Below are 14,310 nucleotides of genomic sequence, written 5' to 3'. Positions count from 1 at the left end.
CGACGCCTGTCTCGGCGCGACCGCGGCGTCATTGGTTGACGATGACCGGCTGATCGAGACGCTCGAACACCCGCGCTGGCCGGTGCGCGCCGCGGCCGCCGATGCGTTGGGACGGCGCGGGGTGCAGCGCGCCGCACCGCGTCTCCGCCGCCCTTTACCCGCCGGGTTGGATGAACCCGGCGGGCCGCCTTTTTTTACCCGCTAACCGCAGCAGTTGGCGGCCGCAGTCAGCCACCGCCCCAGCGTTAAATGGCCTTAGGCCTTCATGACCCGGCTGAAAACCGCCAGCGCCCGCTGCACATCCGCAGCCGTCACATGGTAGTTCATCACCGCCCGCATCTGGTCCCGGGCCGTCGGCAGCACACGCACGCCTTCGGTGCCCAGGCGTGCAGCCATCGCCTGCGCGTCCAGCCCGTTGCGGACCACGCGGAAATAGACAATATTGGTGGCCGTTGCGTCCGGATCGATCTGCAGACCCGGAATCTGCGCCAATCCCTTTGCCAGGGTCCTGGCGTTGGCATGGTCTTCGGCCAGCCGTGCAACCATTTCGTTCAACGCCACGATTCCGGCGGCGGCGATGACGCCCGCCTGCCGCATGCCTCCCCCCAAGGATTTGCGCACTCTTCTCGCCCGGGCGATGAAGGTTTCATCGCCGCAGACGACCGATCCCACCGGTGCGGCCAACCCCTTGCTCAGGCAAAAAGTCACCGAATCAGCCGGTGCGGCGAGCTGGGCCGCATCGACACCCAGAGCCACCGCGGCATTGAAAATACGGGCACCGTCGATGTGGAGTTTCAACTCACGCCGCCTGGCCAGACGGCCCACCGCTGTCGTATATGCAGGTGTCAGGGGCGTGCCGCCGCAGCGGTTGTGCGTGTTTTCCAGAATGACCAGGCGCGAGCGGGGAAAATGCACATCGTCGGGACGGATGGCCGCTTCGATCTTCTCCAGGTCGATGGTGCCGTCCGGTTCGTTGGACAGGGTCCGCGGATGGATGCCCCCCAGGGCCGCGGCACCGCCCTGCTCGTAGAAAAATACATGCGACTGGTCCCCCAGGATCGTCTCATCGCCGCGACCGCAGTGGGCCAGCTGAGCAACCAGATTGCCCATGGTGCCCGAAGAGACCAGCAGTGCGGCGGGTTTCCCCATGCGGCGTGCCGCCATCTCCTCCAGTCGGTTGACGGTGGGGTCTTCCTTGAATACATCGTCGCCCACTTCGGCCGCTGCCATGGCCGTTCGCATGGAAGGGGTGGGCCGGGTGACGGTGTCCGATCTCAGGTCAATGATGTCCATGGCGACATTATCCTTTATCGATTGAGGGTTTTGACAGGCGGACTTGAATGGCATGGGCGTGGGCCCCGAGCCCTTCGACGGCGGCCAGGCAGATGATATCGGCCGCTTCCCGCCTGAAGGCCGCCGATGAATACTGGATCAGGCTTGTTTTTTTCATGAAGTGGTCCACGGACAGCGCCGAAGAGAAGCGCGCCGTGCCGGCCGTCGGCAGGACATGGTTGGGTCCGGCCATGTAGTCGCCCACCGGTTCCGGCGTATAGTGTCCCAGAAATATGGCCCCGGCATTGCGCAGACGCAAGGCTGCATCCATGGGGTTGGCCACCTGAAGCTCCAGGTGTTCGGGTGCGATGTCGTTGGCCAGTTGGATGGCGGTGTCCAGATTCTCGACGACCAGAATGGCGCCGAAGGCGGCCAGGCTTTGGCGGGCGATATCGGCGCGGGGCAGCGATTCCAGCTGCCGCTCCACAGCCGTTTGCACCGTTTGGGCCAACTCCGCCGAGTCGGTGACCAGAACAGCCGCCGCCAGCGGGTCGTGCTCCGCCTGGCTGAGAAGATCGGCGGCGGTGAACTCCGCATGCGCCGTCCCATCGGCGATCACCAGGATTTCACTGGGGCCGGCGATCATATCGATGCCCACCGTGCCGGCGACGATTTTTTTGGCCAGGGTGACGAAGATGTTGCCGGGCCCGACGATGACATTGACCTTGGGTATGGTCTGTGTACCGTAGGCCAGGGCGCCGACGGCCCAGGCGCTGCCGACCTTGTAAACGGCATCCACTCCCACCTTTTTGGCCGCCACGAGAAGATGCGGCGCCACCTCCCCCGAAGGCATGGGCGGGGTGGCCATCACCACCCGCGGGACGCCGGCGATTTTGGCCGGAATGGCTCCCATGAGCACCGATGAAACCAGCGGGGTGGCACCGCCCTTTCCGCCGGGCACATAGATGCCGGCGGCATCAACCGGATTGACCATCTGCCCCAAAAGGGTGCCGGGCCGTCGGGTATCGATCCAGGATCGGGGCAGCTGCTGGCGATGAAAGCCTTCGATCTGAACGGTGGCCCGGTTCAACGCCCGCAGAAACGCCCGGTCCACCTTTTTGCCGGCCGCGGTCATCTCTTGAGGCGTCACCGCAATCTCCTCGATGCGCATGTGCGGCGCATCATACTGCCGGCTGTATCGGATCAGGGCGCTGTCCCCGTTGCGTTTGACGTCGTTGAGCATGCGGGTGACCATCTGGATGTCGGTTTTTCTGAATTCGATATTGCGGTCAATGATCGATTTGAGCTTTTTTTCTGCGGCGGCGGACGGGTAGCGCAGGATTTTCATGACACGGCTTCCTTTCTGGCTGAGTTGTCCTCATTTATTGTGGATTCACGGTTTTTGTCAATCGATGAACTGGCATCATTATATAATTGATCTTACGAGTTGACTTATCGTGCGCTATCTGCAGAAATACGGGGTCAATCGGCCGACGCCGGTCTGGAAACGGGTTGGGCGCCGGCACCCCCCGACACATTCCAAATGGAGGTTACCTTCGATGAAAACGGACAGAATCCATAATTTCAACGCCGGGCCGGCCGCCCTGCCCCTGCCGGTATTGGAAGCAATCCAGGAATCCTTTCTCAACTTCGCCGGCTCCGGCATGTCGATCACAGAAATCAGCCACCGGTCAAAATGGTTCGAAGCGGTGATCAATGACGCCGTGGCGCGGGTCAAGCGGATCCTCAAACTGGACAGCCGCCATCATGTGCTCTTCGTCCAGGGCGGTGCCAGCCTGCAGTTCTGCATGCTTCCCATGAACCTGCTCAAGGCCGGCGATACCGCCGACTACGTCAACACCGGCACATGGTCGACCAAGGCGATCAAAGAGGCCACCCTCCAGGGCAAATCCATCAACGTGGCGGCCTCCTCCGAGGACCGTAACTTTTCCTATATCCCCCGTGAGATCGCGTTCAACACGGATGCCGTCTACGCCCATATCACTTCCAACAACACCATCAAGGGTACCCAATGGGCGCAGTTTCCGTCAACCGGGGGCGTCCCCATCGCCGCGGATATGAGTTCGGACATTTTCTCCAGGCCGCTGGAGATGGACAAATTCGGCCTGATCTATGCCGGCGCCCAGAAGAATATAGGCCCCGCCGGCGTCTGTCTGGTAATCATCCGCGACGATCTGCTGGCCCGCACCCCCGTGAACATCCCCACCATGCTGCGCTACAGCACCTATGCGGAGAAGAACTCCATGTACAACACCCCGCCCTGCTTCGCCATCTACACGGTTCAGCTGGTGCTCAAATGGCTGGAAGAGACCGTTGGCGGCCTGGACAAGATGGCCGAACTGAACCGCAAAAAAGCCGGCCTGCTCTACGACTGCATGGACGCAAGCGGGTTTTACCGGGGAACGGCGGAAAAAGAGAGCCGGTCCTTGATGAATGTCACCTTCCGCCTGCCCAGCGAGGACCTGGAAAAGGACTTCGTGGCCGAAGCCGCCCAAAATGGTATGGGCGGGTTAAAAGGTCACCGCAGCGTGGGCGGCTGCCGGGCATCCATTTACAATCCGACGCCCCTTACGGCTGTAGAGGCCCTGGTGGACTTTATGAAAACCTTTGAACGCCGGCACGGGTAGGCATCCTGGCCCTGGCACCCAGCGTTGACGGTCCCGCAAAGCCAGGACGATGGACCCTTATCGGGGTGGGGGGCCTAAGCGAATTCAGGAGTCAGAATTCAGGGCCTGCCGCCTGGCTGTCGTTTTTGGTTTTCCTTGACATTACCGCCCGAGACCCATAATTACAGACAGGGTGATCGGTATTCCCATCTATCGTCATTACGACCGTCGCGTCACGGATCTTTTTAACACCAGCCGCATATGGACAGGAGGGAACCATGGACAAAATTTTGAGAATCAACATGAGCGCCCCCGGGGGGCCGGCCGTCAAGACCGAAGCCTTGGGAGCCTATGCCGGTTTGGGCGGTCGGGCGATGACCTCGGCAGTCATCGCCCGGGAAGTACCCCCCACCTGCCACCCGCTGGGCAGCGCCAACAAACTGGTCATCGCGCCGGGCCTGCTCAGCGGATCGGCCGCAGTCATGTCCGGTCGGTTGAGCATCGGCTGCAAGAGCCCGCTCACCGGCGGCATCAAGGAAGCCAACTCCGGCGGACAGGCCGCCCAGGTGATGGGACGATTGGGTTATGCGGCCATTATCCTCGAGGGCAAGGCGCCCGATGACCGCCTGTACAAGGTCTTCATCGACAAGCATGGCGTCAAGGTCGAATCCGCCGCCGACCTCAAAGGCCTGGGCAACTACGCCACGGTGGACAAACTGGCCGCCCAGTATGGCAATAAGACGGCCTGCATCTCCATCGGCCAGGCCGGCGAAATGAAAATGTCGGCCGCCTCCATCGCCGTCACCGACATGGAGCAGCGCCCGACGCGCCACGCCGGGCGCGGGGGCGTCGGCGCGGTCATGGGATCCAAGGGCCTCAAGGCCATCATCCTGGATGACGAGGGCCTGAAGATGCGGACCCCGGCTGATCCGGAAAAATTCAAGGCCGCCAACAAAGCCTTTGCCGAAGGCCTGCGCAAACACCCGGTCACCGGTGAGGGGCTGCCCGCATTCGGCACCAATGTACTCACCAACGTGGTCAACGAGGCCGGCGGCTACCCGACCCACAATTTCAAGCAGGGCCAGTTTGCGGGCGCATCCAACATCTCCGGTGAGACCCAGGCGGCCCTGGAAAACGAACGCGGCGGGGAAGGCTCGGCCACCCACGGGTGCCACCGGGGCTGTATTATCCGCTGCTCGGGCACCTTCTACGGCAAGAACGGCAATTTCCTCACCAAGCAGCCCGAGTACGAAACCGTCTGGGCGCACGGCGGCAACTGCGGCATCGACGACCTGGACGTGATCGCCCAGTTGGACCGCATGGATGACGACTTCGGCGTGGACACCATCGAAATGGGCGCCACCATCGGCGTGGCCATGGAAGCCGGTCTGGCCAAGTTCGGGGACGGTGAGGCGGCCATCCGGCTGGTCCAGGAAGTGGGCGACGGAACACCGCTGGGAAGAATTCTGGGCAACGGCGCCGCCGTCACCGGCCAGGTCTTCGGCGTGGAGCGCGTGCCCGTGGTCAAACGCCAGTCCATGCCCGCCTATGACCCCCGTGCGGTTCAGGGCATCGGCGTCACCTATGCGACCACCACCATGGGCGCCGACCATACCGCCGGCTATGCCGTGGCCACCAACCTGCTGGGCGTGGGCGGCAGCGTGGATGCCCTAAAGCCCGAAGGCCAGGTGGACCTCTCCAGAAACCTGCAGATTGCCACCGCGGCCATCGACTCCACCGGCATGTGCCTGTTCATCGCCTTTGCCATTCTCGATCAACCCGACACCTTCAATGCGCTGGTGGACATGGTCGGCGCATTCGTCGGCCAGCCGATGACTGCCGATGACGTGACGGCCCTGGGCAAATCGGTGCTGACCAACGAGCGTGAATTCAACCGCGCCGCCGGCTTCACCGCCAAGGATGACCGCCTGCCCGACTATTTCAAAAACGAGCCCCTGGCGCCGCACAACGTGACTTTCGGCGTCAAGGACGAGGAACTGGACACGGTTTTCAACTGGTAGAAGCAGGTTTGCCGCGTCACCACAACAATGCACGGGGAGGTCCGCAAGGATCTCCCCGTTTGTTTAACGAGGCCCCTATCGCGCCTCCCCCAAAGGACCCGCCATGACCCGACTCGAGCTGCATGTCGACCCAAGCTGCATCCATCTGTTCTACGCACTTCTGGAAAAAGGCGTCATCGTCTCCGCGAAGACCGGCTGCACGCTCAGGGATTTCCTGTGCGGTCAGCTGGGCATCTCCGGGGATTACCTCAACCAGCGCGTCCAGACCCTGTTTCTGGATGCCCGTCCGGTGGACGACGTGGATGCAGTCGTGGTCAGAAACGGATCGACCCTGGCCCTGAGTGCAGCCATGCCCGGCCTGCTGGGAGCCACCATGCGCAAGGGGGGGCGCTACGCCGCCTTTCGCAAGGACATCTCCCAGCCCGCCGATGCATGCGGCGTCTGCGAAACATCGGGTCAGGTCACCGTCAAGCTCTTCAATATGGTGGCCAGAGAGGTCGGCGGCCGCCTGCTGGAAGCGGGTGTGGAGGTGGACGGCCGTGATCTTCAGCGCAGCATCGATCGCTGCCCCGAGGCGTTTGGCCGCTGCATCCGCAAAGTGCGAAGGGATGGTCAGACGGTAGCAGCGGACAGCGCTTTTTTTTCAACGCTGGCCAGTGGGCGCATATCCCTGTCAGTCAGCGCCGCCGGCTGATACCCCCGCCGGTGGATTGCGGATGATCCCTTAATCATGCTATATCGGAGCAACTGGCCGACAAGCGAAACCCGGTGCCGCCGGGATGGAAGGACCTTGGGTTTAACCGTTGACAATGCGCCGGAGATGCAGGTTGTCAATCAACGCTTTTAGAAGGTGGGTCGAAAGCTCATGTATGAATCGCACTACGGATTGACGGCAAAGCCCTTCAGTATTGTTCCCAACCCTGAGATTCTGTTTTTGAGTAAAAACCACGCCAATGCGCTCACCTACCTGGAATATGGACTCAGCGAGAAAGTGGGGTTTATTCTGCTCACTGGTGAGATCGGTGCCGGCAAGACGACCCTGATCCGCTGCATGCTCAATAAAATTGAATCGCAGATGGACGTCGCCGTCATCTTCAACACCAACTTCACCGCGGATCAGATGCTGCGGCGGATTCTCAGCGAGTTCGACATCCCCTGCGACACCACGGATAAAGAGAGGCATCTGCAGCTGCTCTACCAATTTCTGATCGACCGCTACGCCATGGGAAATCATGTGCTCCTGATTGTCGACGAGGCCCAGAACCTGTCCGATGATGCCTTGGAAGATATTCGCATGCTCTCGAACCTGCAAACCGACGACCAGATCCTGTTGCAGATCATGCTGGTGGGTCAACCGGAATTGAAAAACCGGTTGAACTTGCCCGAATTCAGGCAGCTGGCCCAGCGGATTGCAGTCAACTACCACATCACCCCCCTGGACGCGGACCAGACGCGCGACTACATCGGCTACCGAATCCAGAAGGCAGGCGGAAAGCCGGACCTCTTCGCCCCGGAGGCGGTCCAGAGGATCCACAGGCATTCGGGAGGGATTCCACGCAGCATCAACTTGATGTGCGACACGGCCCTGGTCTACGGATTCGCCGACAATCTGCAGCACATCGAACTGGCGGTGGTCGAAAAGGTGATCAAAGACAGGGTCTGCATGCCTGTGGGCGAGGAAAAACCGGCTGGCAGGAAGAAGACCAAGGGGATGGTTTCCGGGGGCGGCGCAGGGCCGGGGATCATGGAGCGGATTCATTCGCTGGAAGAATCACTTGCCGAATTGAAGCAGCAGCACGAAAAATTCACCGAAAAGGTCCAAAACGACCTGCTGCTGAAGTACCAGCAGCTGCTCGTCACGGAGCAGCAGCGCTTTGACCGGCTGATGGCAAAATTCAGCCAGACGCTGCAACAGGATCAGCCTCAAGATGCAATTATGAGTGAGAAAGAAGATGGGAAGGGCTTAGACGGACAGGCGAGGAAGCGTGACGTGAAGACCAAATACGCCCAGCTGCTGATGATGGAGGAGGCCAAGCAGGCATTGAAAAAGGAAACGGAAGGTCGAGAACCTTGATGGAATCGTAAAACGTCGAAATTTCAGATTTACTGTCATCCCCGCGAAGGTGGGGATCCATAAGTTTCAAATAGTTATCGGTTCCCGCCTTCGCGGGAATGACACTCCGGGGGCTTTTTACGGGGTTATCAAATTTGACGGGCTCGTGAAACGTCGCCAAACGAATAAAACCTACCCAACCCATCCATCCAACCTGTCTGCTCAAGCTTCAGGTTCCATACCGGTACCCATATTTGCCGTACATCCGGTTGGGACCTTTAAACCGGTTGAGCACGAAACCGGCGATTTTTTCCTGCGGCAACAGCGCCAGGGCTTCTTTCAGGTCGTGGCGGCTGGTAATGCCGGCACCCACCACGATGATGATGCAGTCCACCAGGGGCGCAAAGGCCAGTGCATCGGCAACACCCAAAATGGGCGGCGCGTCAAAAATAACGTAGCGATCGTCGTAGCGGTTCTTGAGTTCTTGCATGAGCGACTGCATGCGGGGGGAACCGATCAGCTCGGAACTGTCAACCACTACCCGGCTGCCCGAGATGACGGTGAATTTTTCTATTCCCGGCCAGGTGATGATCTCGTTCATGTCCGCTTTGCCTTCGAGGTAGTCGAGCATCCCCACCTGGCTGCTGTAGCCGAGATAGCGGTGAACCATCTGCATTCTCAAATCTGCATCCACCAACAGGACCGTGTGGTTGTATTCCCTGGCAAAGGTGGCTGCCAGGTTGATGGATGTCACCGTCTTGCCCTCATTGGGAGAAGCGCTGGTGACCATCATCGTGTTCCATTTTTTCTGTTGGCCTATTTGACGAAGCTGCGTCCGCAGCACCTTGTAGTAGTTGACCTCGGCAAACTCGGTCGACAGGGCCACACAGTGGTTTTTCACGGCCGTCGGCAGGTCGATGGTGACGGTTTTAGACTGCGAATAGACCGGCGGCAGCCATCCTGAACGGTCAGGCGGCGGTCCCTTGGCAGCATGGGTCCCAGCAGAATTGATTTGAATCTCCCGCTCATTTTTTGCCCTGTCCAGCGCTTTTCTCAAATTCATTGGCATATCCTTTAGATCACCAGAGTAAATACCTGCGCACGACTACGCCCACGAGTGGCCCCTACATCAAAGGCAGCTTGCGCATCAGTTTTGCCCAGAACACATTGACATCCATCACCAGGCTGTGAAACGCGAACACACACGCCCCGATACCGACCAGGGCGGCAACGCTCCAGGCCAAGCGTTTGAATCGTCTACTGCTGCGGTCCATGGGAGTCAGGATGTCGGGGATGCTGACTAAAATCGGCAGCGACGATATTTTTGCCAGGCCCTCTGGATTGTGAATGGCCTGGTCGGAGAACTCGCGCAGCGCGGCGAAGCCTACGCCGGCCCCGACGCCGAGCACCACCCCGATCAGGACAATGGCCAGCCGGTTCGGTTTGTACGGTTTTTCAGGCAGCCGGGCCGGGTCGATCAGGGTGAAGCGCTCCCCCTTTTGCTCCTTCTCCAGCCCCATGGCCACATTGGCCTCCATGGTCTTTCGCAGCAGGTCTTCATACTTGGCCTGGGTGTTTTTGCGGTCCAGAATCAGGTTGTTGTATTCCTGTTCGATTTTGGGCGTATTTTCGATCCGCTGGCGAAAACTGTCGGCTTTGGCACTTAAATCCGCTTTCTGCTGGCTCAGCGACTTGATTTCCGCACGCGTGCTGGACAGCTGGGATGCCAGGGTGATGAAGGCCGTATTGTCCGGCATCTCCCTCTGGCTGTCGGGGACGGCCGATTTCGCGGCCATGCGTTTTTTCAGTTCAGCGATCTCACGCTGCATTTTTTTTACATCCGGATAGTCCTCCGTGAAACGGGTCTGCAGATCGACCAGCTCGAGTTCAAGCTGTCGCAGGCGCTGTTTCTCGGTGTTCTCGGTTTCCGGGATGCTGGCCAGCTGGGTTTCCAGGTAGCCCTCGCGCTCCCGGAGCATGCGAATCTGCTCGTCGATGCGCTCCAGGCTGGACTCGTAATTGTCCAGTGAACGGATATTGACCTGGATCATCTCCGGCAGGGAGTTGAGGTGGATCTCCTTGAAGGCGGAAACCTTCTGCTCCAGCTCGTCCAGCTGGCCTCTCACCCGCTGGGCTTCTTCTTCCAGAAACTCCGTGGTCTCGGTGGTCTGCCGCTGGCGCACCTGCAGGTTTTCGCTCAAAAACAGCGAGACGAGGTTGTCGGTGACCCGCTGGACGGTGGCGGCCTGCTTGCCTTCATAGGAGAGGGTGAACGCAATGGTGGCTGCGGTGGGCCGGCCGGTGCGCCGATCGATGGTGTCCGCGCTGATGAGTTCCAGCTGGATATCCTCACGCATTTTTTCGACAATCTCTTCGATCGTCCATCGATCCAGGTATTCCGCGTAGAGGTTGAATCGTTTGACAATCTCCATGAGTCGCGTCGAACTCATGATGCGCTGCTGGGTCGACTGGATGCGCTGCTCGGCGTAGCCGGTGACGGTGGTCATGACGAAATCGGCCGGGATGTCCTGTTCCTCGATGAGGATGGTCGCCGTCGACTTGTAAATCGACGGCAGCAAAAATGCCACCGCGCCGGCAAGCGCCATCACCAGCAGCGCCGGCAGCAGCAGCGACCATTTGCGCCGTTTGAGGATATCGACATAGTCACCGATTTCCAGAGTCTGCTCTTCCATATTTACGCTTATACCTTTCGGGTGTTCAAGTTGGTTGGTTAGTTCACGGTTGACGGTTGACGGTTTGCGGTTGACGGTTTACTGCTTACGGCTTTTTCAATGAACCATGCAACGATTGAAGCATTTTAGATATTGATTTCAACTCTTCAATTAATCCCCTTGCCTCTATCTCTGAAAATATATCAACTTCTTTTGAGATATAAATTTGTGTCCTCAGTTCTGCAGCCGATCCTTGGGCAATGTTGATAAACCTTTGGAAATCCGGAACACTTTTTCTTTCGCTTCCTTCTGCAATATTTGATGGAATGGATATCGACGATCGCAGCATTTGATCTTTGATTCCAAAATCGCGGCAGTCTTTTAATAATTTATAGAGTCGCACGGATAACCGGCATGATTTTTTCCAAACTTCCAAATCTTCAAAAGAGGAGCTCAAAATTCTCCTTAAGCTGCTTATTGCTGTTTTAACCGGTAACCGTCAACCGTGAACCGTCAACCGTGAACCGTCAACCATCTTTGTCTTTATTCCAACCAGTCATGATGGGCTTCCAGCTGAAGGGTAGCCAGGTTGCGGTACGCGGTGGTGCCGGCTTCCCGGTTGTCGACAATCGTGTAGACGTAATTGGCGGCCAGGTCGAGATAGTCGTTCAAGGTCCAGCGCAGCCCACCGCCGGCGTTCCAGGTCTGGGTGTCGATGTCCTGCTGGGTGGGGTCGTCCTGTTCGCTGAGGTTCTGATACCATTGAAAGTAGACATTGCCGTGCAGCCGCTCCAGCAGACGCAGGCTGCCGCTGACCCGGGCGATGGTCCGATTGGCCGTGGCATTGCTGCCGCTCACGGGAGTCAGATCATGGGACAGGAACACGTCGGACCGGGACCGTTCGCCCCGGTAGGTGAAGGTCAGGCTGCCCACAAAACCAAAGCTGTCGTAGTCTTCATCCGTGATCAGCGGCGCCTCGGTGATCAGCGGCGGAACGTAGCTCCGCGACACCTGCAGTTCGCGCTGCGATTGGGCATAGCGCCCCCCCAGATCCACGCTGAGATTGACCTTTTCGGTCAGGGCGGTGTCGGTGCCGGCGGTCAGTGAGTAGTAGTCGACCTCGGAGCGGTCCTCTACCAGGGTTGTCACCTCCAGGAAACCCAGGGTGCCGGTGCGGTCGAACTCGCGTTCGAATTCGTAGTGGCTGTAGCCCAGGTTCAGCCGGCCGGTGGTTCGGGCCAGCCAGGCGTCCAGGCTGCGCGTCAGGCCCAGCACCACGTGGTAGTCCCGGCGGTCCGAAGTCTCCGGATCGTCGAAATCCTCGCGGTTGAACTCCAGGACCAGACCGCCGGCGAGCATCTCCGAAAAGGTGTATTCGGCCGACGTGCCGGCATTGATGCGCTTGCGTCGGATATTGCTCAGCACCAGGCCGGTCTCCTGGATATCGCGGTCCGGCCGGTTGTCGTCGCTGAAATGGGCTTCGGCGCCGAAGCGCCAGCGTTCCGTGGGCGTGGCATCTAAAAAACCGTTGTACCACTGGTCCGTGTCATCGAACTGATCGTATTCCTCGTAACGGTAGAAATCCAGCCTGCCGTCGGCACGGACCCGGTAGCGTTCACTGTTATGCACCAGTTCCAGTTTGGGGGCCACCGTGGTGATGTTGTCAGACAGTTCATCGGTGTGATCGAGGCGGAGGTTGTCGTTATACTCGTGGATCAGGGCCACCGAGGTGATCAACTGATTGTCGGCAGCCGTCACGCCATGGGCGCCGCCCAAAACCATCGCCGTTATCAACCCCAGTGCCATTCGCATCGGTACCTGTTTCACGGTCGGATGGGTTCCTTTCTTTTTTCTGTCAGCTTATCCATTTACGCACCATCGGTTGACGGTTACCGGTTCACGGTTCACGGTTTTTTAAACCGCAAGGCGTTAGGGGCTAACTGCCGTGAGGCGTTAGGCGTAAGGCGTGAGGGGCTCAAAAGCTGGAAGACCGTAAGGGCCGGTAGGCGCACCTCACGGTCTCACGCCCTCACGTCTTTTAGGGTGACGATATCCATTCACCGGGAAGGCTGGGAAGAGCTCAAGAAAATAACCTTCAAACGAGAAATGATCCCAATCCAGTCGGTCAAGGCGGAATTTCTTTCGGCCGGCTTTGCCTACGCCAGAATTACCAATTTCCAAAGCCATACCACCGGCGATTTTAAGGCCAAATTGCGGGAATTGCAAATTATCCACCGGCTGAACGGGCTCATTCTCGACTTGCGCAATAACCCTGGAGGACTCCTGCAGCAAGCCGTGAGCATTGCCGATATTTTTCTCGACAAGGGAACTATCGTTTACACCAAAGGGCGACGAGAAGACCAGAATAACGTCTATGTCGCCCGCGATAATGGCGAAAAGAGCATCTACCCTCTGGTGGTCCTGGTCAATGAAGGTTCGGCCAGTGCTGCAGAGATCGTCGCAGGGGCTCTGCAGGCCCATAAACGAGCTATTATCGTCGGCACCCGGACTTTCGGTAAAGGCTCGGTGCAGACAATTATCCCTCTGCCGGACGGTGCCGGGCTGCGCATGACCACGGCAAGATACTACACCCCCGATAATCGTTCCATCCAGGCCCTGGGCATCACTCCGGATGTTGAAATACCACTCATCACCTGCCTGCCCCCGGAAGAGTCCGAAGCCCAAAAAAGGCAGGTGAAAGAAGTCGATCTTGCCCGCCACCTGCCGGGCATGAAGCCGGACAAGGACAATGGACAAGACCGGCAAGCCGATAAACTGGAAGAGCGACTGCAGACCGACAACCAGCTGCGCACCGCCTACAACATTCTCAAGAGCCTTGATCTTTTTTATGAGAGTAAAGAAGACGCTCCGTGACGGGACGGGAAAAAGGAAAAGAATCCGTCAGAGAACGAGTTTCTAATAGCCAAGTTCTTTGAGAAACCGTTCATCCTGCGACCAGTTCTTTTTCACCTTTACCCACAATTTGAGAAGGACCTTCTCGCCGATGAGGGCTTCAATGTCCTTTCTTGCCGCGATGCCGATGCTTTTGAGTTTTTTGCCGCCCTTACCGATGACGATTCCCTTCTGGGATTGTTTTTCGAGGACAATTGCCGCGTGAATCGTCACCAGTTTCTTGATGTCATCTTCCTTGAAAGATTCTATCAGCACGGCTGTTGAATAGGGTATTTCCTGCCCGGTGAGAAGAAAGACTTTTTCCCTGACGATCTCTGCACATAAAAACCTCTCCGAGGCATCTGTTGGAATATCCTCGGGGAAATATCTTGGTCCCATCGGCAGCAGGGTGAGAATTTCCGCAAACAGGCTATCCAGGCCGTCACCGCCAAGGGCGGATACCGGAATCACCGCATGAAAGGGATAGAGTTTTGCATAGGAATCGATAAAAGGCAGGACCTTCTTCCTGTCGATCAGGTCAATTTTATTCAGCACCATGATCGCCGGGCATTTGATCCTCTGCAGATACTCGGCATGCTCCACCGCTTTTTCCCTCTGTACCTTTTCCGGCAGCGGCAGGGAAACATCGACCAGGAACAGCACCAGATCAACCTCCGTCAGACTTTCCATTGCCACTCTGACCATCTCCACGTTCATTGGCTCACGGGATTTGTGGAGTCCCGGTGTATCGAGAAAAACGACCTGGTAGTCTG

Annotated in this window: 13 protein-coding genes; 6 read left to right on the top strand and 7 right to left on the bottom strand. The window is 58.4% G+C overall.

Translation table 11 applies throughout. From position 1 onward, the window contains the following. Nucleotides 1-205: HEAT repeat domain-containing protein (locus tag R6V78_RS18800; RefSeq protein WP_410290927.1), on the top strand; the 205-nt coding region annotated here is incomplete at its 5' end. 50 nt (nucleotides 206-255) lie between these two features. Here R6V78_RS18800 and ltaE read toward each other — a convergent pair. Next, complete coding sequence (gene ltaE, locus R6V78_RS18795) at nucleotides 256-1,293, bottom strand: low-specificity L-threonine aldolase (RefSeq protein WP_410290926.1); 1,038 nt, start codon at nucleotides 1,291-1,293, stop codon at nucleotides 256-258. 7 nt (nucleotides 1,294-1,300) lie between these two features. Further along, nucleotides 1,301-2,620 (bottom strand): histidinol dehydrogenase, encoded by a 1,320-nt coding sequence (gene hisD / locus R6V78_RS18790; RefSeq protein ID WP_410290925.1) that lies wholly within the window; start codon nucleotides 2,618-2,620, stop codon nucleotides 1,301-1,303. Between the two features lie 211 nt (nucleotides 2,621-2,831). On the opposite strand from hisD, the gene serC reads away from it, so the two are divergent. From serC to R6V78_RS18770, 4 genes are all read left to right on the top strand, one after another. Beyond that, entirely contained in the window at nucleotides 2,832-3,920 is a 1,089-nt protein-coding gene (gene serC / locus R6V78_RS18785) for a 3-phosphoserine/phosphohydroxythreonine transaminase (RefSeq protein ID WP_410290924.1), read from the top strand. A gap of 257 nt (nucleotides 3,921-4,177) precedes the next feature. Further along, nucleotides 4,178-5,920: an aldehyde ferredoxin oxidoreductase family protein gene (locus tag R6V78_RS18780; protein ID WP_410290923.1), complete on the top strand. Its 1,743-nt coding sequence runs from the start codon at nucleotides 4,178-4,180 to the stop codon at nucleotides 5,918-5,920. A 103-nt stretch (nucleotides 5,921-6,023) separates the two neighbouring features. Next, nucleotides 6,024-6,614 carry a hypothetical protein gene (locus R6V78_RS18775; protein ID WP_410290922.1) on the top strand — a complete coding sequence of 197 codons (591 nt, stop codon included), beginning with the start codon at nucleotides 6,024-6,026 and terminating at the stop codon, nucleotides 6,612-6,614. A gap of 171 nt (nucleotides 6,615-6,785) precedes the next feature. Beyond that, nucleotides 6,786-7,994, top strand: coding sequence for an ExeA family protein (locus R6V78_RS18770; protein WP_410290921.1), 1,209 nt, complete (start codon nucleotides 6,786-6,788; stop codon nucleotides 7,992-7,994). Nucleotides 7,995-8,202: 208 nt separating this feature from the next. On the opposite strand, the gene R6V78_RS18765 is transcribed toward R6V78_RS18770, so the two are convergent. The 4 genes from R6V78_RS18765 to R6V78_RS18750 form a co-directional block, all read right to left on the bottom strand. Continuing rightward, nucleotides 8,203-9,036: a CpsD/CapB family tyrosine-protein kinase gene (locus R6V78_RS18765; protein ID WP_410290920.1), complete on the bottom strand. Its 834-nt coding sequence runs from the start codon at nucleotides 9,034-9,036 to the stop codon at nucleotides 8,203-8,205. Between the two features lie 61 nt (nucleotides 9,037-9,097). Beyond that, complete coding sequence (locus tag R6V78_RS18760) at nucleotides 9,098-10,666, bottom strand: GumC family protein (protein WP_410290919.1); 1,569 nt, start codon at nucleotides 10,664-10,666, stop codon at nucleotides 9,098-9,100. Nucleotides 10,667-10,751: 85 nt separating this feature from the next. Further along, on the bottom strand, nucleotides 10,752-11,102 hold the full coding sequence (locus R6V78_RS18755; RefSeq protein WP_410290918.1) for a four helix bundle protein: 351 nt from the start codon (nucleotides 11,100-11,102) through the stop codon (nucleotides 10,752-10,754). 86 nt (nucleotides 11,103-11,188) lie between these two features. After that, on the bottom strand, nucleotides 11,189-12,472 hold the full coding sequence (locus R6V78_RS18750) for an outer membrane beta-barrel protein (RefSeq protein WP_410290917.1): 1,284 nt from the start codon (nucleotides 12,470-12,472) through the stop codon (nucleotides 11,189-11,191). Between R6V78_RS18750 and R6V78_RS18745 the strand changes: the two genes are divergently transcribed. Continuing rightward, nucleotides 12,407-13,519: a S41 family peptidase gene (locus R6V78_RS18745; RefSeq protein ID WP_410290916.1), complete on the top strand. Its 1,113-nt coding sequence runs from the start codon at nucleotides 12,407-12,409 to the stop codon at nucleotides 13,517-13,519. The genes R6V78_RS18750 and R6V78_RS18745 overlap by 66 nt on opposite strands. A 42-nt stretch (nucleotides 13,520-13,561) precedes the next feature. Here the strand turns inward: R6V78_RS18745 and era are convergent. Next, nucleotides 13,562-14,310 (bottom strand): GTPase Era (era, locus tag R6V78_RS18740; protein ID WP_410290915.1); only part of this gene is annotated, 749 nt, incomplete at its 5' end.

Origin of the sequence: Desulfosarcina sp. (assembly GCF_046496365.1) — a bacterium.
In the GTDB taxonomy this organism is placed as follows: Bacteria; Desulfobacterota; Desulfobacteria; order Desulfobacterales; family Desulfosarcinaceae; genus Desulfosarcina.
Note: the sequence above shows the minus strand (reverse complement) of the source record. Positions and strands in the feature narration are given on the sequence as shown.